Source organism: Stenotrophomonas sp. YJH_SMC_131 (genome assembly GCF_059367975.1).
Map to the genome: position 1 here is coordinate 220,737 of NZ_JCAFRJ010000005.1, position 22,529 is coordinate 243,265.

Consider the following 22,529-nt stretch of genomic DNA (forward strand, 5'->3'; position numbering starts at 1 on the left):
GCATCAGCCCTTCGCGAGCGCTGCCCCTGACAGATCTTCAATCTGGGACAGCGCATGACGCGTCGCGGCCCAATCGCCGGCGTGCCTGATCGCTACGCCTCCGGCCGCTGTCCAGGCATCACAGTTCGCTTCGAAATCGTCGATCAGAACATCGCCCGGCTGGTGCATGAAAAGAGGCTTGTGCCTGCCGCCGAGCACAGGCAACACCAGGCAGGTTGCTGACAGGTGTTCGCGGACCCACTGTCGCTTCTGCATCGCGGCGAGCGGATAGTTCGCTTTCGGGCAGGCAGTGAGAATCACCGGGTTCAAGTGGTGGATGCTGTGGAAGAACTCCACTGCACCGTGCATCGGCGGTAGGTCGCGAAAGAACGACGGGTGGTTGTTGATGTGCCCCCACATTTCATCGTCGGCAAGCAAGCGATGGTCCAGGCCAAACAGGGCGGGAAATGCCGCGTCGAAGTCGGCCATTACGCCATCAAGATCTACGTAGATGGTGCGTCTGGACGCACTCGATCCACCGGTGTGCTGGTTCGCGAGCGGGTCCATCATCGGTATTGACTTCACATCATCAGCGTTCATTTACGCGCTCTCCTTTCAAGAGTGGGCTTTCTTCTTCATCGGTTCCCCAGTAGCGGGGCAAAGTGTTTGGCGATTGCGACAGACATGGCGGCAATCGCGATGCCGACTGCGCCGGCACGGCTGAAGGGGGCGGCGACCCACGGATGCCGTAATCGGCATGCTGGAAATGCGGCTTATGTCGCGGCGCTTCTTCAAAGGCCTGCCGGGTGGCTGACCTGGCCTTGGCCAAGACGCACGGCCCGTAGCGCTGGCCAACTTCGCCAACCAAGGATCAATCTGGCGCGCTGGTGAGTGGATAATCCCCAGTGCTACGGATAGGCCGAACGGGGATATACCTGTCGCGCTCGGTCCTGGCTCAATCCAAGGACGTCACAGAAAATGGATGCTCAGGCCGACTCAATATAGCACGCGGGACCCGCGCGATCATCCTGCCGGAGCGCGCGCGTGCTGTACGCGGCCCTGGTCGCGGCTGATCAGCGCGAGCCGCCCGAAGGCGTTCGATCTCCAGTCGTTCGATTGGGCAGGGCGGGGCTGCCATGGCACCATGACGGGCTTGCCTCGTCCCTCCGGGCGGGGCCGTTTTCCCAAGCAAGCCCTCGAACACGATATGCGAACGCCCTTCTTCATTTTCTCCGCCCTGTGCCTTGGCCTGCTGTCCGGCTGTGCCAGTGGCCCGGAGGAGCACGCCTCAAGCCGCGAGATCACCAGTGCGTTCGTGGCCGACGACGGCCAGCTGTACCTGTTGCCGCGCTATGACGAGCCCATGCGCTTCAATGCCGCGCCGTTCCGCGAGTACCGCGCGCTGATGGACAGCCCGCTGCGCGAGGCGGTGGCCTGCGCGCAGATGTACTTCCATGAGGATTGGCGCGACCCGGCCAACAAGTCCAAGGTGCACGGCAGCTATGCGCTGCTGCTGCGGCCTGAGCAGGTAACGGCGGAGCAGGCCGCGCAGTTCAAGCTGGAGCGGATTGAGGTCCCCCCGCGCGAGGCCAAGGCCGTGGAGGAGCGGGCGCGCTACTACCTGCCGATGGACCGGACCCGCTACGCGCTGGCGTTTGACCGGGCCTGCAATCTTTCAAGGAAGGGCGGCAGCTATTACAGCGCACTGTTCGAGGGCGATGGCGAGCAGGTGCAGTTGCCGGATGCTGCGGCACTGGCGGAGAAGGGGAAGCTGGCACAGCCGATCAATGCGCGCGCGCAACGGATCCTGCCGGAGAGGGAGGACAAGCCGGGTGTGGGTTCGGCGGCGGGCAAGGTGCTCGGCGCGGCGCTGATTCCAGTGGCCGTTCCGGTGTTTGTGTTGAGCCTGCCGTTCCTGGGGCCGGATCATTGGAAGTGAAAAGGCGTTGAGGGAGAGTCATCCACGCGTGGCGTGGATCTACTTGGGTATCGCCTGAAAGTTCATCCTGGAGATCTGTGTGCCTAGCACGCTGGAAACTGTTTTGAAGACTGTAGGTTTCATTGTCCTCGCGGCCCTTCCGTTGGTGATCCTCTGGTTCACCCTTCGGCGGATGTCAGCAACTGCTCGCTCGTCCGTGAAATCGGGGCTGCATTTGCATGCCCCGCGCCGGATTTCCGGCAGGTCCATGACCTTGGTGATGGTGGATGGAAAAGAGGATCGGGAGCACTACTTCTTTGATGCGGCGTCCTTTTACCTACGGCGTGGGCCGGTGCCCACGGCGGTTCCGCTTTCGCAGATCAACTCAGTCACTCGCACCTCCGACAAGATCTACGGACGTTATGTCTGGCAGGTGTGCTTCAGCAAAGCATCGGGCAGAAAGTGCGTGACGTTCACCAACAACCTGACGCTGTTCAATCGGGATTTCCTGCTGTTCCTTGAGGCGGTGCGGAAGGCCAATCCACTGGCGACCGTTGATCGGGTGGGCATCCTCTTCTAGAGCGTGTTTGAAGTTCGGTATGAACAGTGTCACTGCAATGGCATCACAGCGCGCAGCCCCTGTGTGACCGATGTAATCGATGAGAAATGGGCGTTTGTTGCGCGGTATCTGATACCGAAGCATTCTCATGCGTGGCAGTGCAAGCATGATCTGCGATGAACACGCAAAGCCCGTAACATGGAACGAGGTCCGCTCGTTCCTGCGCGCGACGCAAAGCGTGGGCCTTGGTACCTGTGACGAAGACGCATTTGAGATAATTGTCGAGACGACTTACGTTTACGGCATGCGGTCAATCTCTGCGGAGTAGTTCATGATGATGTGCCGATCCACGCTGGACGTCTCCCTGATTCATGCCTATGCGCTTCCTCTCGGCATATGCGTGGCAGCAGCCGTGGTTCTGATCGCAGTATGGCTGGCACCCCGCTCTGGCGGGGTGCCAGCCAGGAATATTGCGCTCGGCTCGGCGCTGGCCGTTGTTGTCGTAGTTGCCTTTGGCCTCGTATATCAAGCGCGGACAGCGTACATCGCCATTACAGATGGCCAGCTGATTGGGTCAGCAGCGTTTGTCCGACTGCAGCTCCCGCTTTCCAGTGTCGCGTGGCAGGACGCTTCCGATGCTTCAAGGATCACGCTGCCTCACCGGCAACTTGGGACCAGCACCGGGGGCGTTGAACTTGGCAAGTTCGGCATGCAGAACGGTCGCAACGTCTTCGTGCTGCGCACGGATCGTAGCTCTGTTCTCGTCACAGCCAGAGGGGATATTGACTTGATTCTGGACCGGCGTCTTTACGAACAGCTCAAAGCATGCTTGGATCAGGTGAGTGAGACCGGCGGCCATCGAGGAACACTGCAATGATCAGCAGGAAGTACTGGTTTACCAGGAAGAAGTACGGATGGGGCTGGGGGATGCCGTGCGCGTGGCAAGGCTGGCTTGTGTACGCAGTCGCATTCGGCTTGCTACTGGCGGGTCCGTTTCTGTTCTCTCCATTTCGCGAGCCCATCGCGTTTCAGCTCTACACGTGGGCCGTGGTGTTGGTGCTTGTCCTTATCTGCTGGATGAAAGGCGCCCCGCCCGGTTGGCGGTGGGGGGAGTAGAACGGCCGCAGAAGCTATTTTCGGACGTGTTCGATCCGCCGGGCAAAGCATGGATGCATTGCCCTTGTGGGAGTCGGACAGCATCGCCAGCGGGCCACGGATGCGTCCCCTCTGAGGCGTACCGTCCGTTTTGAAAGAACGCTGGACACTTCCCTCGGCGGCTACCCAACGCGTTCTAACCGTTAATTGACCAATGTAGCGTCGCTGAAGCGGGGCGCCGGCAAAGCTACACTGACCACCTACGCCCAATGGAAACTCACCCATGTTCAGTGGAAAGGTTGCGGTGGTCACCGGCTCCACCAGCGGTATCGGTCTTGGCATTGCCACCGCGCTGGCCCGGCAAGGCGCCGATATCGTGCTGAACGGCTTCGGCGATGCGGCGGAAATCGAACGCATCCGTTCCAAACTGGAAGCCGAGTTCGGCGTGCGCGTGGCGCATGACGGCGCCGACCTTTCCCATGGCGAGGCGGTGCGCGGGATGATCGATCGCGCCGTTGCAACGATGGGCCGCATCGACATCCTGGTAAACAACGCCGGCATCCAGCACACGGCGTCGATCGAGGAATTCCCCGTCGAGAAGTGGGACGCGATCTTGGCGCTGAATCTCTCGGCGGTGTTCCATGCGACGGCGGCGGCCTTGCCCCACATGAAGCAGCAGGGCGCCGGCCGCATCATCAACATTGCGTCGGTGCACGGGTTGGTGGGCTCGGTGAACAAGTCGGCCTACGTGGCGGCCAAGCATGGCGTGGTGGGCTTCACCAAGGTGACCGCGCTGGAGAATGCGGGCACGGGCATCACCGCCAATGCGATCTGCCCGGGCTGGGTGCGGACGGCGCTGGTCGAGCAGCAGATCACCGCGTTGGCCGAGCGCGAAGGCACGGATCAGGAGACCGCCGCGCGTGAGCTGTTGGCTGAGAAGCAGCCGTCGTTGCAGTTCGTGACGCCCGATCAGCTGGGCGGGATGGTGGTGTTCCTGGCCTCGGACGCTGCGGCGCAGATCACCGGAACGGCGCTGCCGGTGGATGGGGGCTGGACGGCGCGCTAGCTGGCTGGCTGCGCCTTGCGCTGCAGCATCGGCAGCGCCACCAGCGTGGCGAGGAGGGTGAACAGCACCAGCGACGAGCCTACTGTGCCGAAGCCCAGGCCGCCCTTTTCCAGCGGTTTGGTGAGCAGGTCGCCGAAGGTGGCGCCGAACGGGCGGGTGAGCACGAAGGCGATCCAGAACAGGATGACCCGGTTGATGCCCTTGATGCGGCTGGCCAGCGCGGTAAGCGCGATGAGGCTGCCGATCAGCAGGGCGCCGCCGGTGAAGCCCAGCCCGGAATCGTCGGCGAGGAAATCACCCAGCGCGGTGCCGAGCGTGTTGGAGAACAGCACGGCGGTCCAGTAGAAGCCTTCGGCGCGGCGCGATGCGATGTTGCTGACCGAGATCGACTTTTCCGACACCCGCCAGGCCAGCAGCACCAGCGCCAGGCAGCCGGCCAGCAGACTGGCGCCGGTGGCGTAGCCCAGGCCGAGCGTGCGGTCGATCAGGTCGGACAGGGTGGTGCCGGCGGTGCTGGTCGCCAGCACCACCGACCAGAACAGCACTGGGTGGAAGCGCCGCGCCGACAACTGCATGCCCAGCAGGCCGGCAAAGATCGCCAGCAGGATGGCCGAGCTGGCCACGTAACCGAGGTTGAGCGTCATCGACAGCAGATCGCCAGCAGTCTCGCCGAGGGTGGTGGCGGCGATCTTCATCACCCAGAAACCGAGGGTGACCGCCGCCACTTTGCTGTGCAGGGAATCTGCGTCTGAAGCGCGCATCGAACGTCGCCTGGGGAGCCCGCGGGTGATGCTGTGGCGGGCGGCGTCGGAGTGCAGTCGGAACCAGGTTTGGCGAGGGTGAGCGTGGGGGCGGCGTTCAGCCGGCGCTGGCGGGGGCCGAAAGGCGCGCCAGCAGGGCGCCCCAGTCGGCCACGAAGCAGCCGTCGCGGCCGCGGTTGCATTCGGTGATCCACGCGTCCAGCGATTCGCTCTGTGCGCGGTAGCCGCTGACATCGCCCAGGACGGCGAAGTGCAGGCGGTAGTTCACCAGCATCTGCAGCCATTGCCCGGCCATGCCGGAGCGCAGCTCGAAGAAGTCTGCCGAAAGGCGCTGCACCGGCACGGCGATCCACTCGGCCTGGTGTCCAAGGGCATCGCCGACCAGGTCGCGTAGGGCGCCGGCATCGAGCATCGGGCCCTGCGGGTCGACGCGCAGGATACGGGTGGTGCCGATGTGTTCCAAGTGTGGGTGCATGACGCTCTGAAGTCCGTATCGTCCTTCCAGTATGGCCGTGGAAGGGGAGCGACGGCGAGCGGTTGCAGCATGAATCTGGCGAACGAACGCGCTAGGCTGCGCCCGGCACCTGCACGACGCAGGTTCATCGAAACGGGGAAGGGCATGGCAGGGTGGAGGAGTCGTTCGTTGTTGAGCGCGGTGCTGGTGTGTTCGGGGCTGCCGGTTGCAGCCGCCGAGCTGTGCACGGTCAGTGCCTACGGTGACGGCCAAGGCAGCATCGTGGTGCTGGGCGCACCCGCTGCGGCGCCGGCCACAGGCCAGCGCTATCTGATGCTGGACGGGCGACGTGGCGCCACCGGTGATGCCAACGCGCCGGTGAGCTGCAGCGACGATGTGGTCAGCTTCAGGTCGCCTGCCGGAGCGACGCAGCGCTGGCAGCGACTGCCGACCCGCGATACCGAGACGACCTTCAGCAGTGCTGGAACAAAACTGGTCGGGCAGCTGATCGAACCAGCCGGTCCGGCCGACCCTAAACGGCCGTTGGTGGTGCTGGTGCACGGCTCGGAACGCACGATGGCAGTGGCGGCGATCTACCAGCGCATGCTGGTGGCGCAGGGTATTTCGGTCTTCGCTTACCAGAAGCGTGGCACCGGCGATTCGGAAGGCGAGTACACACAGAACTTCGAGCTGCTGGCCGACGACGCGGCGGCGGCGCTTGCCAAGGCGCGCGAACTGGCGAGAGGCCGGTTCGGCCGCGCCGGCTACTTTGGTGGCAGCCAGGGCGGCTGGATCGCGCCGCTGGCGGCGACCCGCTCGCAGGCGGATTTCGTGGCGATCGGCTTCGGGCTGGTGGTGTCGCCCATCGAGGAGGACCGCGAGCAGTTGTTCGATGAGGCACGGCGCATGCAGCTGGATGCGGCGGCGTTGGCGCAGGTCGGGCAGCTTTCAGACGCAACCGCGCAGTTGATGCGCACGCATTTCACTGAAGGGTTCGAGGCGCTGGCGAAGGTGCGTACGCAGATCGGTGCCGCGCCGTGGGCAAAGACGATCAACGGCGAGTACAGCGGCGACATGCTGCGCATGAGTGACGCCGACCTGCGCCGGATCGGCCGAGCGCGCTTCGACAACCTGGAGCTGATCTGGGACTACGACGCCGAGGCCGCGCTGCGTCGCCTGAAGCTGCCGTTGCTGTGGGTGCTGGCCGAGCAGGACCGGGCCGCGCCGATTGCAGCCACCCGCAGCATCCTGGGGCGCCTGCACGCATCGGGGCAGCCGATTGATACGTACCTGTTCCCGGATACCGACCACGGCATGGTCGAGTTCCGCACCGATGCCGAGGGCAACCGCGTGTCGACGCGGATCACCGACGGCTACCTGCGCCTGTTGGCCGATTGGATCAAGCAGGATGTGCACGGGGGCTATGGGCGTTCGCGCAGATTGAGCGATTGACCGGATGGGGAGCGCTGGCGGCGGATGGCGCTCCGCCGCCGATTGCGGCACGACTCAGTTCGGCTTCGCAAACACATCCAGCCCCTTGCCCGTCTCCAGCAGCGACTTCAGGCTGGACAGCACGATCGGCCAGCCCTGGCGGATGCCGGTATCCATGCCGCTGCCGGGTTCCAGTTCCTCATGGGTAACCGTCAGCCGCACCATGTCCTGGTAGGGCACGATGTCGAAGGTGACGCGGCTGTAGGCAGCGGGATTGTCGGCCTGCGAGGCGGCTGCCCAGGTGATGACCAGGCGCGAGGGCGGGGTGCTTTCCACCACTTCGCCGACCAGCTCGACCGAGCGCGTTTCATTTGCACGCACGTGCTGCCAGCGCGAGCCCGGTTTCCAGTCCGAGACGTTCTCGTGGCCCCAGTAGCGACTGGCGATCTCGGGGCGGGTGATGGCCTCGAACACCTTCTGTGGCGTGGACGCGATGTAGGTCACGTGGATGAAGCGGGTTGACTCTGCGGACATCGTCATTCTCCTTCCAGCTCGCGTTTCAGGTCATGCAGCAGGCTCAGGCGCTGCTGCTCGAACTTGCGTACCCAGCGTTCGTAGACTTCATGCAGCGGCACCGGGTTGATGAAGTGCAGCTTCTCGCGGCCACGGCGCACGGTGCTGATCAGGTTGGCGTCTTCCAGCAGGCCCAGGTGCTGGGTGACCGATTGCCGGGCCATGTCCAGGTGTTCGCACAGCTGGCCCAGCGTCTGCCCGTTGTCCTTGCAGAGCAGATCCAGCAGCGTCCGGCGCGTGGGATCGGCCAGTGCCTTGAACACCTTGTCTGCGTCGCGCAGGTGGTCTAACGCCATGGGGAGGTCTTCAATTCCAGTTGTCGATCCTGACGTCGTGTGGGTTGGGCTGGCCCTTGCCGGTTTCCAGCAGTGCCTTCAGGCTCATCAGGAACACCGCCCACTTGGTGCTGCAGTGGGAGGTGAACTCGACACGTTCCTTCCAGCCTTCGTGGGTGAACAGCACGATGCAGTAGTCGCCTTCCTGCTTCAGCGCGAAGCGCGCGTGGGTGCCGATCCATTCGGCGGGGCCGGCGAGGAACCGCCACAGCACGAGCTCGCCTGGAACAAGCTGCTCAAGCTTCATCTCCATGGCACCGATTTCCTGGCCGTTGTTGGTGAAACGGACCTTGACCGTGCCGCCGGCTTCGCGGTCGCCGTGCGCGTCTTCGGCCCACCAGGCGGCCACGCCTTCGGGGGTGGCCAGCGCCTGGTACACCTGGCTTGAGGGGGCCTTGATGCCGACCCTGTGTGCGATATCCACCATTGCAGATTCCTCGCGATGGGCTGGCAGGCGCCGCCCTTGAGTGGACTATATGCAGGTAAATGCCTGCATGTCAAACCCCGCCACGAACGCCCGGGCGTGGTAGTGCCGGCCGCTGGCCGGCATCCCGGTGGCGTTGGGTGACTGCAGTTGCCGGCCAGCGGCCGGCACTACCGGGGGCGATGCTTCAGTTCTCGCCGTCCTGAAGGGCGGCATGCAGTTTGTCGGTGATCTGCTGCAGTGCGGCACGATCATCCGCGGAGAGATGGTCGAGAAAATACCGGCGGACACCGGCGGCGTGTACCGGCCGTGCCGCGCGCAGCTGCGCGTGACCTTCTGTGGTCATGCGGATCACTACGACGTTTTCGCTGTCGGTATCGCGTTCGATCAGGCCACGGCCCGCCATGCGGGTCAGCTGGTGCGAGAGGCGCGTCTTGTCCCATTCCAGGTAGTCCAGCAGTTCGCGCTGGCGGCGGCAGCGATCCTTGGACTGGTTCAGCTCCATCAGCACGATGAAGTCGGCCCTTGAGAGCCCGGTGCTGCGGGTGATGTCCTGGACGATGCGGCCGGAGGTGATTTCTGCCATGCGCCGGAAGCCGCGCCAGGTGGCCCATTCGTCGGGTGTGATGCTGGGGGAGGTCATGGCCGAACGTTGCCGGGCAATGGTTGACATGTCAACCCTCGCGGCATACGGTTGACGTATCAACCAACCTGGATCGCGCCATGCAGCACCCTCCCCGTATTGCCGTCATCGGCGCAGGCCCCGCTGGCCTCACCGCTGCGCTCATCCTGCATCGGGGCGGTCACCCCGTGAGCGTGTACGAGGGCGAAGCATCCGGGCAGCAGCGCACACAGGGCGGCACGCTGGATCTGCACGACGATTCCGGGCAGGTGGCGCTGCAGCGCGCGGGCCTGCTGGAGGCCTTCCGTGCGGTGGCGCGGCATGAGGGGCAGGAGGCGCGGATGGGCGACCCGTGGTCCGGGGGGATCACCACCGGCGGGTTCGGGCCGGAAGGGAGCAAGGACAAGCCGGAGATCGACCGCGGCGACCTGCGCCAGCTGCTGCTGGACGCGCTGCCGGCGGACACGGTGCAGTGGGGCCACAGCCTGACCGCGCTGGTATCTGCACAGGCGAACGGCCACGGCCTGCGATTCGCCAACGGCGTGCAGCGCGAGGCGGACATCGTGATCGGTGCCGATGGTGCGTGGTCGAAAGTGCGCGCGGCCTTGAGTACGTGCCAGCCGCTGCCCACCGGCATTACCTTCTTCGAAGGTTGGATCGCACAGCCTGCTGCGGACATCGCAGCGATGGTCGGGCAGGGCAGCCTGTTCTGCTTTGGCGGCGAGGAGGCCCTGTTCGTGCAACGCAACAGCCGCGATCGGCTCTGCGTGTATGCGGCGCTGAAGCGCTCTTCCGAATGGCTTGATGCACAGATCGCGCAGCACGGCATACGGACGCTGGTGACAGGCTGCTATACCGGGTGGGCCACGAACCTTCGGCGCCTGCTGGAGGCCTGCACGGACTTCGTGCGGCGGCCGATCTACAGCCTGCCAGCGGATTTTTGCTGGGCCCCGCGCGATGGCGTGACCTTGATCGGCGATGCGGCGCATCTGATGCCGCCGGTGGGCGTGGGCGTGAACCTGGCGATGCTGGACGCGTCGGATGTGGCGATGGCGTTGTGCGCGCGGCCGGATGCGATCAGCGCGATGCGCGACGCCGAAGTGCTGGTGCGTGAACGCGCCCGCGCCCTGATGCCGGATGCGATCGAGGGGTTCCAGCGCTGGTTCACTACCGGAGGGGATGCTCCACGCGGTTGATGAAGCATCGAGTCTGTACGCACCTGCGACACTGGGAACAGCAGCAGATTCCTGGCGGCGCGCTGGAAGTCACATGGACTTCCGACCGCTTTGGTCCGGTACAGGTGGCCACGCTGGGGCACGCGCTAGACTGGTTGAACCGGCCGACGCTCCCCCTGTTTTCCAGGGTTGGGGAGCGTGGTATGACAGGAGCGGAACGCATGACTGAAACCGGAAAGGACGCCTTGAACATCCGCCGCGCCAGCGCGGCCGATGCCCCCGCAGTGTTGGGGCTCTTTGACGAGGTGATCGAGTGGTTCGTGTCGATCGGCAATGTGCAGCAATGGGGCAGCGAACCGTGGTCGACGATGCCGCGCCGGATTGCCCAGGTCACCGAGGCGTGTGCACTGCCAGGCGCATGGGTGGCGCAGAACGAGCAGGGCGACGTGCGGGCGTTCCTGGCACTGGGCGAGTCGATGCCCTATATGCCGGCCCCCACCGGGCCGGAGCTGTATGTGCGGGTTCTGGTGGCCTCGCGTGATGTGCGCGTGCGTGGCATCGGCCGCCGACTGATGGCGTTTGCCGACGAGCAGGCGCGCGCTGCCGGTGTCGACCATCTGCGTGTCGACTGCTACGCCGGAGGCAGCGGCGACCTGGTGCGCTTCTATGAATCCTGCGGGTATACGCGCATCGCGCCGTTCAACGTGGACGGCTGGCCAGGCATGCTGCTGGGAAGGACGCTCTGACGCGGCTGCGTCATTCCGTCGCAGCCTGCGTGCAGGAAACGATACACCGGTTCGGCGCTAGAGTAGGGTCATGACCTGCATCGGATGGCTGTGTCATTCCGCTGCCGGTTCCTGATGACCCCCTCCAGGAAGGTGCAACGCATGTATTACAGCAGTGGCAACTACGAAGCCTTCGCGCGCCCGCGCAAGCCGGCCGGTGTGGATGGCAAGCGCGCCTGGTTTGTGGGCTCGGGCCTGGCCTCGCTGGCCGGCGCCGCGTTCCTGGTGCGTGACGGCCGCATGGCCGGTGAGCGCATCACCATTCTCGAGCAGCAGCAGATTCCCGGCGGCGCGCTGGATGGCCTGAAGGTGCCGGAGAAGGGCTTCGTGATCCGCGGCGGCCGCGAGATGGAAGACCACTTCGAGTGCCTGTGGGACCTGTTCCGCTCGATTCCGTCGCTGGAAATCGAGGATGCCAGTGTGCTGGACGAGTTCTACTGGTTGAACAAGGACGACCCGAACTATTCGCTGCAGCGCGCCACCATCAATCGCGGCGAAGATGCGCACACCGATGGCCTGTTCACGCTGACCGAGCAGGCCCAGAAGGACATCATCGCACTGTTCCTGGCCACCCGGAAGGAGATGGAGAACAAGCGGATCGACGAGGTGCTGGGCCGCGACTTCCTGGACAGCAACTTCTGGCTGTACTGGCGCACCATGTTCGCGTTCGAGGAATGGCATTCGGCGCTGGAGATGAAGCTGTACCTGCATCGCTTCATCCACCACATCGGCGGCCTGCCGGATTTCTCGGCGTTGAAGTTCACCCGGTACAACCAGTATGAATCGCTGGTGCTGCCGCTGGTGAAGTGGTTGCAGGACCAAGGCGTGGTGTTCCAGTACGGCACCGAGGTGACCGACGTCGACTTCGATCTGCAGCCGGGCCGCAAGCAGGCCACGCGTATCCACTGGACGCGCGAAGGCGTGGCCGGCGGCGTGGACCTGGGGGTGGATGACCTTGTTTTCATGACGATCGGTTCGTTGACCGAAAACTCGGATAATGGCGATCACCACACCGCGGCGCGTTTGAACGAAGGACCGGCGCCGGCCTGGGACCTGTGGCGTCGCATCGCCGCGAAGGATGCGGCGTTCGGTCGCCCGGACGTGTTCGGCGCGCATATCCCGCAGACCAAGTGGGAATCGGCGACAGTGACGACGCTGGATGCGCGCATTCCGGCCTACATCCAGAAGATCGCCAAGCGCGACCCGTTCAGTGGCAAGGTAGTGACCGGCGGCATCGTCAGCGTGCGCGACTCGCGCTGGCTGATGAGCTGGACGGTGAACCGCCAGCCGCATTTCAAGAACCAGCCCAAGGACCAGATCGTGGTCTGGGTGTACTCGCTGTTTGTGGATACGCCGGGCGACTACGTGAAAAAGCCGATGCAGGAGTGCACCGGCGAGGAGATCACCCGCGAGTGGCTGTACCACCTGGGCGTGCCGGTGGAAGAGATTGATGCGCTGGCCGCGACCGGTGCGAAGACGGTGCCGGTGATGATGCCGTACATCACGGCGTTCTTCATGCCACGCCAGGCCGGTGACCGCCCGGACGTGGTGCCGGACGGCGCGGTGAACTTCGCCTTCATCGGCCAGTTTGCCGAATCGAAGCAGCGCGACTGCATCTTCACCACCGAATATTCAGTGCGCACGCCGATGGAAGCGGTGTACACCCTGCTGGGGATCGAGCGCGGCGTGCCGGAGGTGTTCAATTCCACGTATGACGTGCGCTCGCTGCTGGCCGCCACCGGTCGCCTGCGCGATGGCAAGGAACTGGATATTCCCGGGCCTGCGTTCCTGCGCAATCTGCTGATGAACAAGCTGGACAAGACCCAGATCGGTGGCCTGCTGCGCGAGTTCAAGCTGGTGCAGGAAGACTGAGCGGGCAGGGGGGCGCCGCCGGTGAGGGCATCGGCGGCCTCAAGATCTCACGCTACGCCGTCGGTCGAACGGCTCAGCTGTTCCCACGCGTCGATGCTACCGGCCATCGATGCCAGCTTTGCCCTCACCAGCTGCAGCGCATCACTGCCCAGCAGCAAGTGGCGGGGAGGAGCGTCGCTGTCGATGACCTGCAGCACGGCCTGCGCAGCCTTCACTGGATCACCGGGCTGGTGGCCACTCTTCGCCTCACGCGCGCTGCGGATGGGATCGAACAATGCGTCGTAGTCGTCAATGCTGCGCGGTGCCCGCACCATCGAGCGGCCTGCCCAGTCGGTGCGGAAGGAACCCGGCGCGACGGCCGTGACGTGGATACCAAACGGCGCGACTTCCTTGCCAAGCACTTCACTGATGCCCTCCAGCGCGAACTTGCTGCCGCAGTACCACGCGATGCCCGGCATCGTGATGAAACCGCCCATGGAGGTGATGTTGAGGATATGGCCGCGGCGCCGGGCGCGCATGTGCGGCAGCACGGCCTTGATCAGCGCGGCCGGAGCGAACACGTTCACCTCGAATTGCTGCCGCAGCTCGGCGAGCGTGGATTCTTCGAGGATGCCTTCGTGGCCGTAGCCAGCGTTGTTGACCAGCACGTCGATGCTTCCGATGTTGGTTTCGATATCGGCGACGAGCGCATTGATGGCGGCGGTATCGGTTACGTCCAGCAGGCGACCGAATGCGCGGCCGGGAGCGAGCGCTTCGAGTACCTGGCGGTCGGTTTCGTTGCGCACGGTGCCGACCACGCGGTGGCCGGCCAGCAGGGCCTGCTGGGCAAGGGCGCGGCCGAATCCACTGCTGACACCGGTGATGAGGAGAAAGCGGGAAGGGGGCATGAGGGGGCGTTCGTGGTGGGCAGGGCTTGCACGTTAGTTCTTGAACGACCGGGGTCACAGGCCTAGGATTCGGCCATTCTTGCCTATTCCTCTGGAGTGCCTGTGCCTGTGGTCGATTCCCTGCAACGGCAGGTGCAGGCGCGCATGGTCGGCCTGCTGAAGACGCTGGCGGTGGAGGAGGGCTATACGCTCACGCGCCTGCCGGGGGTGCGGTTGCTGCGATCGGACCGGCCACTGGCGCGCACGCCGGTGTTGTACGACCCCGGCATCGTGATCGTCTGCCAGGGCGTGAAGCGTGGCTATCTGGGCGGGCAGGTCTACCAGTACGACGCGCAGCACTATCTGGCAGTGTCGGTGCCGGTGCCGTTCACGATGGAAACCGATGCGTCGGCCCAGGCGCCGCTGCTGGCGATCTACCTGCATCTGGATCTGCAGCTGGCGGCGGATCTGCTGATCGAACTGGGTGAACAGGAGGGCACCCCGGAGACACCGGCGCAGGGCATGATGTCCAGCCCGATGCAGGCGCCGATGCAGGCCACGGTGCTGCGCCTGCTGGAGGCACTGGCTGAACCGTTGGAGGCTGCCGTGCTCGGCCCTGCGTTGGTGCGTGAGGTGTACTTCCGCGTGCTGACGGGTGCACAGGGCGGCGCAATGCGCGAGGCGCTGGCCATGCGCGGGCGCTTCGGCAGCATCGGCAGAGTGCTGCGGACGATCCATGCCGGATATGCCACCACCCTGGACGTGGGGCAACTGGCCACCGAAGCGGGCATGAGTGTGGCGACCTTCCACGACCACTTCCGCGCGATTACCGGCACGTCGCCGATGCAGTACGTGAAGTCGACCCGCCTGCACCAGGCACGGTTGCTGATGCTGCGGCAGGGGATGACTGCCGAAGCGGCATCGCTGGCGGTGGGGTATGCCAGCCCGTCGCAGTTCAACCGTGAGTTCAAGCGCCTGTTCGCGTTGCCGCCGGCGGCCGAGGTCGCGCGGATGCGGCGCAGTTTCGCGCTGCCACCTCCGCCAGCCGATGCGGTGTACGTATCTTCGCATTGAGGGGCAATCAAAGGTCACGTTGCCAGCAAGCCGGCCAGCGGCCGGCTCTGCCGGGAATGATGCCTGGCGGGTGCAGCAGAGAGGGGTTGACAGGGTGTCTACCTACTAGTAGGTTTAAATGCCATGAAAGAGTCGCTCTCGCCCAAGGCCCAGGAAATCCTGGCCCATGCCCGTGCGCTGCTGGAAGCCGGTGGCTACAACGGCTTCAGCTACGCCGACGTGTCGGCGCGGGTGAACATCAGCAAGGCCAGCATCCATCACCACTTCCCCAGCAAGGCGGATCTGGTGCGCACGGTGGTCGAGCTGTACCGGGCCGAAGCGCGCGAAGGCCTGGCGCTGCTGGACCGGCAGTTGGCCGACCCGCTGCAGGAGCTCAACGCCTATGTGGAGTACTGGTCCAGCTGCATTGCAGGGGGTACGTCCTCGTTCTGCATCTGCGCGATGCTGGCCGCCGAAGCGCCGATGATTCCGGCAGAGATCGCTGAGGAAGTGCGCGGCCATTTCGAGGACCTGAGCGGCTGGCTGGCAGTGACGCTGGAGAAGGGCGTTTCGATGGGCCAACTGCAGTTGCAGGGCTCGGCGGCCGATGAGGCCAAGGCGTTCATGTCATCGGTGCACGGCGCGATGCTGGCCGCGCGCGGTTTCGGTGATGCGGCGACCTTCGCGGCACTGGCGCGGTTGGCGATTGCGCGGGTGAGCGCGGCGTCCTGAGAGATGTGTGGTGGGCCTGCGGCGACGCGGGCCTTCTTTTTGAACCCAATGCCTACCTACTAGTAGGTTCATCTTGTCCCTGGAGATGTCCCATGTCCCACCCTCTGTCCACACTTGGCGTGATCCATACCGCTGTCAGCCTGATCCCGGTGTTGAGTGGCCTGTATGCCTTCATTCGCCATCGCGCAATCGATCCCGCCACGCGCGCGGGCAAGCTGTACCTGGTGGGGCTGGTGCTGTCGGTGGCCACCTCGTTCACCGTGTCCAGCACGGGCGGGATCAACCCCGGCCACGCATTCGGGGTGATCGTGCTGCTGGTGGCATTCGGCGGCATGCTGGCCGCGCGGCTGCGCTGGCTGGGGCGCGCCGCGCGTTACCTGTCGACCTTCGCACTGTCGTTCAGCTTCCTGCTCTCGTTGGTGCCCGGCGTCAACGAAACGCTGACCCGCCTGCCGGCAGCGCATCCGATTGCGGCGGCACCGATGGCCCCGGTGGTGCTGCACACGCTGCTGGCCTGCCTGGTGGTGTTCGTGATCGGCTTTGCCGCGCAGTGCTGGAGGCTGCGAAACCGTGCCTTGGCAGGACGATCCTGAGACGCCGCCGGTCACCCCGGCGCGGCAAGTGCGCCCAGTAGTGCCGCCGGTTCGATCAGTGCAGCCGAGCGCGCCGGATCGAGTTGAATGTGCCGGCTGCAGAAGCAGAACGATTGGCCCGCTGCAGGCTCGGGGGTGTTCGCGCTCGCGTCCGGCGTCTCGATCTCCAGCACTTCGTCCACGGCCAGCGCCAGGGTTGCGGTGCCGGCGTTGATCAGCAGCATGGCCGGGCTGCCACCCTCGAATGCCGGTTGGCCGCTCATGCGGCGCAGGTCGACGACGGGTAACGGTTGCCCACGGACCTCCAGGGTCGGCCTGCCGTTGCGGTCTGCAGGGCCGAATGCCTCCGGACCGCGGATTTCGACCGCCGCCTGGATGTCGATGGCGAACAGGACGGTGCCTGCACGCACGACGACGATCTCGAACAGGTCGGCAGGCGATGCGCGTGTTTCCGTTGCAGGGTGAGCGGGTACGGGCATGCGATGGGCGTGGCGAAGACGATGGGAAAGAAGATCTGGATGATGACGCCTGGACGCAACGCGCGGCCACGTCGGCGTGCGCGTGCAAGGCGATGGTTCAGTGTCTATCAGGCGGCTGCGCGTGGCGCGCCGACGGTGCCGACGCGTGGAAAATGCGGACGCAGCAGGCCGACGAGCTGGTCCATGCCCGGAATGGAGTGGCCGAACTCGTCCCAGCGCGCATTCACCAGGCCGGACACCACGATCTGCCCGGTCTCGATATGGGTCATTGCCCAGTACGGAACGGCACGCGCGCTGATGGCCATGTCCAGTACCGGCACGACGGCAGAATGCGAGCGGCTGTCATGGATGCGGCGCTTGACTGCTTCCAAGGCGTCGGGCGGGCCTTCGATGTACTGGAAAAACCGCTGCCCGTCGACGATCAGCGCACCGGTAACGTCCACCCGGCGATTGAACGTGGCAGATTGCGAGACGATCTGGTGGAGGGCTTGATTGGACAGCCCAGCCGACATGCGGCTGGAGTAAGCAAATGCATGGAGCATGGAAGGGGCTTCTTGTGACGCACGTCACTATACGCACGCAAGCCCGGACCGTCGTGAGGCTTTGCTCACGCCACGCCTGGCTCCGCGCACTGGATCAACAGCCCACCAACCGGTCGGCACCGAGACCGCCGCGATGCTGGCTGCGGTACTCGGTAGGGCTCGCGTCAACCTGACCGCGGAAGTGCCGACGGAACGATTCCTGCGAACCAAAGCCGGCCTGTTCTGCAATCCACTGCAGCGGCCGGTCGGTGGTTTCCAGCAGCTCGCGCGCGAAAGCCACGCGTTCGCGGATCAGCCAGTCGATGGGTGACAGGCCGGTGGCCTCCAGGAACTGCCGCTGCAGCGTGCGTTGGCTGAGCGCGGCCTGCTCGGCGAGGCTGCCCAGTGAGTGGGGCTCGCGCAGGTTGCGGCGCATCCATTCCATCAGCTTTGCCAAGCGGGTGGGCTCGCCGTGGGGAATGGCGCGGCTGACGCGCTGGCTGCGCCCGGCATCACGCCACGGTGCCAGGACCAGCCGTTCGGCCACCAGGTTGGCCACGCGCGCGCCGTAATCCTTGCGCACCATGTGCAGCATCATGTCCATGCCGGTGGCCGAGCCGGCCGAAGTGATGATGCTGCCGGTATCCACGTACAGCGCATCCTCGCGCACATCGATGCGTGGGAACTCGCGTGCCAGCGCTTCGGTGAGGCGCCAGTGGGTGGTGGCCTGGCGGCCATCGAGCAGCCCGGCCCAGGCCAGCACGAAGGCACCGGAGCAGATCGAGGCGATGCGCGCGCCACGTGCGTGGGCACGGATCAGTGCATCGAGCAGTGCCTGCGGTGGGCGCTCGCTGGGTTCGCGCCAACCGGGGATGACGATGATGTCGGCGTCATCAACCGCGCTGAGATCGTAGGGAAGCTGCACCTGCGCATTGCCGAGCATGCGCAGCGCACCGGGTTCGCCCGCGCACAGCTGGGTGCGGTACCAGGCCACGCCGAGTTCCGGCCGCACCGGCGCGAACAGGCCGACCGCGCAGCCGAATTCGAACAGCCCCTGGCCGTGGCAGGCGACGATGGCAACGAGCGGCGCGGTGGGATCGGCGGGTGGGCTGGGCATGGCCTGATGCTACGGGTGGCGGTGCGTGGCGTTGCGTGATGCGCGGGCATGAGGTGATGCCGGGCGGGCATATGGGAACCGGGGTCGGATCCCTTCCGCAGGAAGGGCTCTGACCCCGTGGTGGGGAGGCGTGCGTGGGGTCAGAGCCCTTTCCTATGGAAAGGGATCCGACTCCGTGGGGGACCCCGTGCGTGTGCGCCGCCTAACGTCATTACCAGCGGTCATGTGGGTGGCCGGATGTTACGGCTGGGTGACGCGATCGCGCCTGTCGCACCAGGTGAACAGGCCCTTGAATGGAAGCGTGTTTCCGGCCCACCCCCACGAGCCCCCATGCCTGCCGCCCACGCCCCTGTCCTGAGCACTCTCGCTGTTCTGATCACAGCCATCCTTGCCGCCTCGCCCAGCCATGCGGCTGAAGCAGACGCAGATCCTGCTGCCACCGCCGCGGTGGCCGCGTCCACGCTGGATGCGGTGGTGGTCACCGGCTCACGCACCAGCACGCGCACGGTGAAGAACAGTTCCACGCCCATCGATGTGATCTCTGCAGAGGACCTCGCCGCCACCGGGCAGGGCAACCTGCTGGAAGCGCTGCAGCGCAGCCTGCCGTCGCTGAGCCAGATCGGCGGCTACCAGAGCGACCAGGAGAGCCTGATCCGTGGCTACCAGCTGCGCAACCTGTCACCGGGCTACACGCTGGTGCTGGTGAACGGCAAGCGCCGCAATGCCAGCGCTTACGTGAGTGGCGCAAACGGTGGTGGCTTTCCGGGCCACGCCTGGGCAGACCTGGCGTTGATTCCGGTCTCGGCCATCGACCACGTGGAAGTGCTGCGTGATGGTGCGTCGGCCATCTATGGCTCGGACGCGATCACCGGCGTGGTCAACGTGATCCTGAAATCGCAGGCGCACGGTGGCGATGTGTCGGTGGAGAGCGGGCAGAGCATCGATGGTGATGGTTCGCGTACCAGCGTGCGCGCCAATGTCGGCCTGCCGTGGGGCCAGGATGGCTTCGTCAACCTGTCCGGCGAGAACACGCGGCAGCACCACGCGATCCGCACCCGTCGCTACATCGATGGCTACCTGAGCTATCCGGCAGTAGATGCCAACGGCAACCGGGTCGCACTGCGCCCGAACAATCGCTTGCCGACGGGTGCATCGCCGAACCCGGCCGAGGCCAACCGCGATGCCGAGGCCAACACCATCCTCAGTTCGCCGTCGTACGCGTTGAGGGCTTTCGCAGTGAATGCAGGCCATGGCCTGGGCGAGAGCGCGCAGTTCTACGCCAACGCCACGGCCAGTGACCGCACCGCGCAGGCGATCCAGAACTTCCGCCTGCCGGCGACCATCTTCACCACCTACAAGGCACCCGGCGTGCTGAGCGTGTTTCCCGATGGCTTCCTGCCGGTGCTGGAGACCAAGGAAAAGCAGTACACCGGCACTGCGGGCGTGAAGGGGCAGATCGCGGGCTGGGATTACGACGCCAGCCTGACCGGCAACCGCAGCACGGTGCGCACCTATACCCGCAATTCGGTGAACTACTCGCTGCCGTATCCCGGTTCGCCCACTGACTTCTATGACGGCAAGCTGGACTACCAGCAGGGGATCGCCAACCTCGACCTGCGCCGTGGCTTCGAGGTGGCGGCCTTTGCGTCGCCGCTGGAAGTGAGCGCAGGCGCCGAGTACCAGCACGAACAGTACGAACGCGGGGCCGGGCAGTGGGAGTCGTACACCGGCTTCGGTGCCGCGGCGTTCGTGGGCTACTCCACAGCCGATGCGGCGAAGGCGACGCGCAACAGCAAGGCGGTCTATGTGGGCGCGGCCAGCAACATCACCTCGCGCTGGTATCTGGATGCGGCGGCGCGCTGGGAAGATCATTCCGACTTCGGCAGCGTGTCCACTGGCCGCCTGACCACGCGCTTCGACTTCACCGACGCGTTGGGTGTACGCGCGACGGTCAGCAACGGCTTCCATGCGCCCAGCCTGGGCGCACAGTTCTACCAGGCCACGGGCAGCTGCCCGTGCGGGACCACGCTGGTGGCGCAGGTGTCTTCACCGGCGGCGGTTGCGCTGGGTGCTACGCCGCTGAAGCCCGAGAAAGCCACCAACTACAGCCTGGGCGTGACCTGGGACCCGAGCCCTGCATTCCATCTGGCCGTGGATGCGTACCAGATCGACATCCGTGGCCAGCTGGGCCAGTCCAGCCAGATCGGCTACAACGCGCAGGATCCGGCGCGCATCACCGACAACAGCGGTACGGTGTTGAGCGCGGCGCAGAAGAACACCATCGATGCGCTGCTGGGTTCGGCCGGCATCAGCATCCTGCCGGGTGATGCGTTCTACGCCAGCTACTTCACCAATGTGGGCAATACCCGCACGCGCGGTGTCGAGCTGACCCTGGAAGCCAACCAGGACACTGCGTGGGGCAAGCTGCGCTGGAGCTACGCGGCCAACGTCGGCCGTACCACCATCCAGAAGGTGAGCGACATTCCGGCGGCGCTGCAGGGGCTGCCGAACATCAACCTGCTGACCAAGAGCAGCGAATACGCGCTGCGCTTCCGCACGCCCAGCTACACCCAGGTAGCCGGGCTGGGCTGGCAGAACGGGCGCTGGCGCTCGAACGTCGATTTCACCTACTACGGCCCGATCAAGCGCCTGAACAACGGCGTGGAGTACAAACAGCCGCCGGTGCTGGTGACCAACCTGTCCGGCGGCGTGGAGCTGGGGGCGGGCTGGAGCGCGGCGCTGGGGATCAACAATGTGTTCGACAAGCGCACGCGCAAGGTGCCGGAGTACGCGCGCAGTGCTACCGATGTGGCCAGCATCGAGACGACCTGGGACAACGGCGACGTGTTGGGCAACGTCGGGGCGTATTGGTATGGGCGGATCAGTTACCGGTTCTGATCTGGGGCAGCCGAGCATGGCTCGGCTCTACAAAGGCGGGAAGCAGCCGAGCATGGCTCGGCTCTACAAAAGACGAAGTGCGGCCGGAGGTAGTTCGGCATTATCGAGGAGCAGTTCATGTCTTCTGCATTGAAGGTGGTTGCATTGGTGGGGTCACCGACCAGTTCGGCGACATCGCGCACGTTGCTGCTGGTGCGGCATCTGCTGGCGTCGCTGCAGCAACGCGTGCATGCCAGCGTGGAGCTGGTGGAGCTGGCGCCGATCGCGCGCTCGCTGGGCCAGTCGTTGTCGCGCGATGAGGCGGGGCCGGAGGTGGAGCAGGCGCTGCAGAGCATCGAGGCCGCAGAGCTGCTGGTGGTGGCCGCGCCGGTCTATCGCGGCTCGTATCCCGGGTTGTTCAAGCACCTGGTCGACTTCGTCGGGCTGGAGGCGCTGGTGGATACGCCGGTGCTGCTGGCGGCGACCGGTGGCAGCGAGCGCCATGCGCTGGTGATCGACCACCAGTTGCGGCCGTTGTTCAGTTTCCTGCAGGCGCACACGCTGCCGATCGGGGTGTATGCCACGCCTGCCGACTTCGACGGCGAGCACATCAACAGTGCTGCCTTGCAGGCACGCATCGCGCTGGCAGCCGAGCGTGCGGCCGGCCACCTGGCGACGCAGGCGCTGGCGGTAGCGGCGCCGCTGCGACGCATCGCCTGACGCCATAACCGGCGGCGCTTTGCTTATGGCCACGCCGCATCTGCATGGCCGGATCTGACCGGCGATTGTCGCCAGGCGTCGCTGCCGCAGCCGCCGGCATCTCTAGCATCGATATCGAAGCGGCATCGCATTGCCGGCCCAGATGAGGACCCCCCCAGTGACGCTCGACGCAGCAAGCAAACCCATCCTGTTCCTGCTCGATCGCGAGTTCGAGGACGGCCAGATTCCCGGCCAGCGCTTCTTCTGCCGGCACAGCCTGTTGCTGGAAGGTGCACTGTCGAGCATCGACGGCCTTGATGCGCAGCTGGACGTACGTCGCATCGGCTTCGCGCGGCCGCGCCGCGAGGTGATCGCCGAGATCGGCGAGCAGGACCAGTCGTTGCCCAAGCTGGTGCTGCCGCAGGGCGTACGCAGCGACCTGGCCAGTGGCGCGCACCAGGACCGGCAGTACATCTCCGGCGCCGAACCGATCCTGGCCGCACTGAACGGATTGCTCGGCATTCCCGTGGCCCACCCCTGAGC

The 22,529-nt window shown here is 65.3% G+C and carries 25 protein-coding genes; 14 read left to right on the forward strand and 11 right to left on the reverse strand.

The window, feature by feature from the left end; translation table 11 throughout:
* Positions 1–3 precede the first annotated feature (3 nt).
* The gene (locus AC5P56_RS12565) at positions 4–579 is read right to left on the reverse strand and encodes a 5' nucleotidase, NT5C type (protein ID WP_495231690.1); all 576 of its coding nucleotides are present in this window, start codon (positions 577–579) and stop codon (positions 4–6) included.
* Positions 580–1,186: 607 nt separating this feature from the next.
* Here AC5P56_RS12565 and AC5P56_RS12570 point away from each other — a divergent pair.
* From AC5P56_RS12570 to AC5P56_RS12585, 4 genes are all read left to right on the forward strand, one after another.
* Positions 1,187–1,918: a hypothetical protein gene (locus AC5P56_RS12570; RefSeq protein WP_495231691.1), complete on the forward strand. Its 732-nt coding sequence runs from the start codon at positions 1,187–1,189 to the stop codon at positions 1,916–1,918.
* Between the two features lie 79 nt (positions 1,919–1,997).
* On the forward strand, positions 1,998–2,477 hold the full coding sequence (locus tag AC5P56_RS12575) for a hypothetical protein (RefSeq protein ID WP_239510519.1): 480 nt from the start codon (positions 1,998–2,000) through the stop codon (positions 2,475–2,477).
* Between the two features lie 310 nt (positions 2,478–2,787).
* On the forward strand, positions 2,788–3,333 hold the full coding sequence (locus tag AC5P56_RS12580; RefSeq protein WP_041863344.1) for a hypothetical protein: 546 nt from the start codon (positions 2,788–2,790) through the stop codon (positions 3,331–3,333).
* A gap of 501 nt (positions 3,334–3,834) precedes the next feature.
* Positions 3,835–4,617, forward strand: coding sequence for a 3-hydroxybutyrate dehydrogenase (locus tag AC5P56_RS12585; RefSeq protein WP_495231692.1), 783 nt, complete (start codon positions 3,835–3,837; stop codon positions 4,615–4,617).
* Here AC5P56_RS12585 and AC5P56_RS12590 read toward each other — a convergent pair.
* A complete protein-coding gene (locus AC5P56_RS12590; RefSeq protein ID WP_032958119.1) occupies positions 4,614–5,378 on the reverse strand; it encodes a COG4705 family protein in 765 nt (254 codons plus the stop codon). The genes AC5P56_RS12585 and AC5P56_RS12590 overlap by 4 nt on opposite strands.
* Before the next feature lie 97 nt (positions 5,379–5,475).
* Positions 5,476–5,853 carry a DUF4180 domain-containing protein gene (locus AC5P56_RS12595; RefSeq protein WP_262224669.1) on the reverse strand — a complete coding sequence of 126 codons (378 nt, stop codon included), beginning with the start codon at positions 5,851–5,853 and terminating at the stop codon, positions 5,476–5,478.
* Positions 5,854–6,033: 180 nt separating this feature from the next.
* On the opposite strand from AC5P56_RS12595, the gene AC5P56_RS12600 reads away from it, so the two are divergent.
* The gene (locus AC5P56_RS12600) at positions 6,034–7,284 is read left to right on the forward strand and encodes an alpha/beta hydrolase family protein (RefSeq protein ID WP_495231729.1); all 1,251 of its coding nucleotides are present in this window, start codon (positions 6,034–6,036) and stop codon (positions 7,282–7,284) included.
* Positions 7,285–7,338: 54 nt separating this feature from the next.
* On the opposite strand, the gene AC5P56_RS12605 is transcribed toward AC5P56_RS12600, so the two are convergent.
* The 4 genes from AC5P56_RS12605 to AC5P56_RS12620 all read right to left on the reverse strand — a co-directional run bounded on the left by AC5P56_RS12605 (position 7,339) and on the right by AC5P56_RS12620 (position 9,238).
* A complete protein-coding gene (locus AC5P56_RS12605) occupies positions 7,339–7,797 on the reverse strand; it encodes an SRPBCC family protein (protein ID WP_495231693.1) in 459 nt (152 codons plus the stop codon).
* 2 nt (positions 7,798–7,799) lie between these two features.
* Positions 7,800–8,132, reverse strand: a complete 333-nt coding sequence (locus AC5P56_RS12610) for an ArsR/SmtB family transcription factor (protein ID WP_495231694.1) — start codon at positions 8,130–8,132, stop codon at positions 7,800–7,802.
* A gap of 10 nt (positions 8,133–8,142) precedes the next feature.
* Complete coding sequence (locus AC5P56_RS12615) at positions 8,143–8,598, reverse strand: SRPBCC family protein (RefSeq protein WP_445391581.1); 456 nt, start codon at positions 8,596–8,598, stop codon at positions 8,143–8,145.
* A 184-nt stretch (positions 8,599–8,782) separates the two neighbouring features.
* Entirely contained in the window at positions 8,783–9,238 is a 456-nt protein-coding gene (locus AC5P56_RS12620; RefSeq protein ID WP_069117088.1) for a MarR family winged helix-turn-helix transcriptional regulator, read from the reverse strand.
* An 80-nt stretch (positions 9,239–9,318) separates the two neighbouring features.
* On the opposite strand from AC5P56_RS12620, the gene AC5P56_RS12625 reads away from it, so the two are divergent.
* From AC5P56_RS12625 to AC5P56_RS12635, 3 genes are all read left to right on the forward strand, one after another.
* Entirely contained in the window at positions 9,319–10,413 is a 1,095-nt protein-coding gene (locus tag AC5P56_RS12625) for an FAD-dependent oxidoreductase (protein WP_495231695.1), read from the forward strand.
* A gap of 200 nt (positions 10,414–10,613) precedes the next feature.
* On the forward strand, positions 10,614–11,138 hold the full coding sequence (locus AC5P56_RS12630) for a GNAT family N-acetyltransferase (protein ID WP_495231696.1): 525 nt from the start codon (positions 10,614–10,616) through the stop codon (positions 11,136–11,138).
* Between the two features lie 141 nt (positions 11,139–11,279).
* Positions 11,280–13,049 (forward strand): oleate hydratase, encoded by a 1,770-nt coding sequence (locus AC5P56_RS12635; RefSeq protein WP_495231697.1) that lies wholly within the window; start codon positions 11,280–11,282, stop codon positions 13,047–13,049.
* A 47-nt stretch (positions 13,050–13,096) separates the two neighbouring features.
* On the opposite strand, the gene AC5P56_RS12640 is transcribed toward AC5P56_RS12635, so the two are convergent.
* On the reverse strand, positions 13,097–13,936 hold the full coding sequence (locus tag AC5P56_RS12640; protein WP_495231698.1) for an oxidoreductase: 840 nt from the start codon (positions 13,934–13,936) through the stop codon (positions 13,097–13,099).
* Positions 13,937–14,044: 108 nt separating this feature from the next.
* Here AC5P56_RS12640 and AC5P56_RS12645 point away from each other — a divergent pair, with 108 nt between their 5' ends.
* From AC5P56_RS12645 to AC5P56_RS12655, 3 genes are all read left to right on the forward strand, one after another.
* The gene (locus tag AC5P56_RS12645; RefSeq protein ID WP_164110218.1) at positions 14,045–14,989 is read left to right on the forward strand and encodes an AraC family transcriptional regulator N-terminal domain-containing protein; all 945 of its coding nucleotides are present in this window, start codon (positions 14,045–14,047) and stop codon (positions 14,987–14,989) included.
* A 123-nt stretch (positions 14,990–15,112) separates the two neighbouring features.
* Positions 15,113–15,700: a TetR/AcrR family transcriptional regulator gene (locus AC5P56_RS12650; protein WP_046430255.1), complete on the forward strand. Its 588-nt coding sequence runs from the start codon at positions 15,113–15,115 to the stop codon at positions 15,698–15,700.
* 92 nt (positions 15,701–15,792) lie between these two features.
* Positions 15,793–16,293 carry a hypothetical protein gene (locus AC5P56_RS12655; protein ID WP_401734001.1) on the forward strand — a complete coding sequence of 167 codons (501 nt, stop codon included), beginning with the start codon at positions 15,793–15,795 and terminating at the stop codon, positions 16,291–16,293.
* Between the two features lie 11 nt (positions 16,294–16,304).
* Here the strand turns inward: AC5P56_RS12655 and AC5P56_RS12660 are convergent, their stop codons facing one another.
* From AC5P56_RS12660 to ftrA, 3 genes are all read right to left on the reverse strand, one after another.
* Entirely contained in the window at positions 16,305–16,772 is a 468-nt protein-coding gene (locus AC5P56_RS12660) for a chemotaxis protein CheW (protein ID WP_053494833.1), read from the reverse strand.
* 107 nt (positions 16,773–16,879) lie between these two features.
* The gene (locus tag AC5P56_RS12665) at positions 16,880–17,314 is read right to left on the reverse strand and encodes a BLUF domain-containing protein (RefSeq protein WP_197601515.1); all 435 of its coding nucleotides are present in this window, start codon (positions 17,312–17,314) and stop codon (positions 16,880–16,882) included.
* Between the two features lie 94 nt (positions 17,315–17,408).
* Positions 17,409–18,410 carry a transcriptional regulator FtrA gene (ftrA, locus tag AC5P56_RS12670; protein ID WP_142234625.1) on the reverse strand — a complete coding sequence of 334 codons (1,002 nt, stop codon included), beginning with the start codon at positions 18,408–18,410 and terminating at the stop codon, positions 17,409–17,411.
* A 330-nt stretch (positions 18,411–18,740) separates the two neighbouring features.
* On the opposite strand from ftrA, the gene AC5P56_RS12675 reads away from it, so the two are divergent.
* From AC5P56_RS12675 to AC5P56_RS12685, 3 genes are all read left to right on the forward strand, one after another.
* Entirely contained in the window at positions 18,741–21,308 is a 2,568-nt protein-coding gene (locus tag AC5P56_RS12675) for a TonB-dependent receptor plug domain-containing protein (protein WP_495231699.1), read from the forward strand.
* Between the two features lie 117 nt (positions 21,309–21,425).
* Complete coding sequence (msuE, locus tag AC5P56_RS12680) at positions 21,426–22,007, forward strand: FMN reductase (protein WP_032960012.1); 582 nt, start codon at positions 21,426–21,428, stop codon at positions 22,005–22,007.
* Positions 22,008–22,164: 157 nt separating this feature from the next.
* Entirely contained in the window at positions 22,165–22,527 is a 363-nt protein-coding gene (locus AC5P56_RS12685) for a DUF3088 family protein (RefSeq protein WP_032960011.1), read from the forward strand.
* Positions 22,528–22,529 lie beyond the last annotated feature (2 nt).

Bases quoted from the DNA above. Each gene is read 5' to 3' on its own strand.
- AC5P56_RS12565 (WP_495231690.1), bottom strand. From the start codon at position 579: ATGAACGCTGATGATGTGAAGTCAATACCGATGATGGACCCGCTCGCG.
- AC5P56_RS12570 (WP_495231691.1), top strand. From the start codon at position 1,187: ATGCGAACGCCCTTCTTCATTTTCTCCGCCCTGTGCCTTGGCCTGCTG.
- AC5P56_RS12580 (WP_041863344.1), top strand. From the start codon at position 2,788: ATGATGATGTGCCGATCCACGCTGGACGTCTCCCTGATTCATGCCTAT.
- AC5P56_RS12585 (WP_495231692.1), top strand. From the start codon at position 3,835: ATGTTCAGTGGAAAGGTTGCGGTGGTCACCGGCTCCACCAGCGGTATC.
- AC5P56_RS12590 (WP_032958119.1), bottom strand. From the start codon at position 5,378: ATGCGCGCTTCAGACGCAGATTCCCTGCACAGCAAAGTGGCGGCGGTC.
- AC5P56_RS12595 (WP_262224669.1), bottom strand. From the start codon at position 5,853: ATGCACCCACACTTGGAACACATCGGCACCACCCGTATCCTGCGCGTC.
- AC5P56_RS12605 (WP_495231693.1), bottom strand. From the start codon at position 7,797: ATGTCCGCAGAGTCAACCCGCTTCATCCACGTGACCTACATCGCGTCC.
- AC5P56_RS12610 (WP_495231694.1), bottom strand. From the start codon at position 8,132: ATGGCGTTAGACCACCTGCGCGACGCAGACAAGGTGTTCAAGGCACTG.
- AC5P56_RS12615 (WP_445391581.1), bottom strand. From the start codon at position 8,598: ATGGTGGATATCGCACACAGGGTCGGCATCAAGGCCCCCTCAAGCCAG.
- AC5P56_RS12620 (WP_069117088.1), bottom strand. From the start codon at position 9,238: ATGACCTCCCCCAGCATCACACCCGACGAATGGGCCACCTGGCGCGGC.
- AC5P56_RS12625 (WP_495231695.1), top strand. From the start codon at position 9,319: ATGCAGCACCCTCCCCGTATTGCCGTCATCGGCGCAGGCCCCGCTGGC.
- AC5P56_RS12630 (WP_495231696.1), top strand. From the start codon at position 10,614: ATGACTGAAACCGGAAAGGACGCCTTGAACATCCGCCGCGCCAGCGCG.
- AC5P56_RS12635 (WP_495231697.1), top strand. From the start codon at position 11,280: ATGTATTACAGCAGTGGCAACTACGAAGCCTTCGCGCGCCCGCGCAAG.
- AC5P56_RS12640 (WP_495231698.1), bottom strand. From the start codon at position 13,936: ATGCCCCCTTCCCGCTTTCTCCTCATCACCGGTGTCAGCAGTGGATTC.
- AC5P56_RS12650 (WP_046430255.1), top strand. From the start codon at position 15,113: ATGAAAGAGTCGCTCTCGCCCAAGGCCCAGGAAATCCTGGCCCATGCC.
- AC5P56_RS12655 (WP_401734001.1), top strand. From the start codon at position 15,793: ATGTCCCACCCTCTGTCCACACTTGGCGTGATCCATACCGCTGTCAGC.
- AC5P56_RS12660 (WP_053494833.1), bottom strand. From the start codon at position 16,772: ATGCCCGTACCCGCTCACCCTGCAACGGAAACACGCGCATCGCCTGCC.
- AC5P56_RS12665 (WP_197601515.1), bottom strand. From the start codon at position 17,314: ATGCTCCATGCATTTGCTTACTCCAGCCGCATGTCGGCTGGGCTGTCC.
- ftrA (WP_142234625.1), bottom strand. From the start codon at position 18,410: ATGCCCAGCCCACCCGCCGATCCCACCGCGCCGCTCGTTGCCATCGTC.
- AC5P56_RS12675 (WP_495231699.1), top strand. From the start codon at position 18,741: ATGCCTGCCGCCCACGCCCCTGTCCTGAGCACTCTCGCTGTTCTGATC.
- msuE (WP_032960012.1), top strand. From the start codon at position 21,426: ATGTCTTCTGCATTGAAGGTGGTTGCATTGGTGGGGTCACCGACCAGT.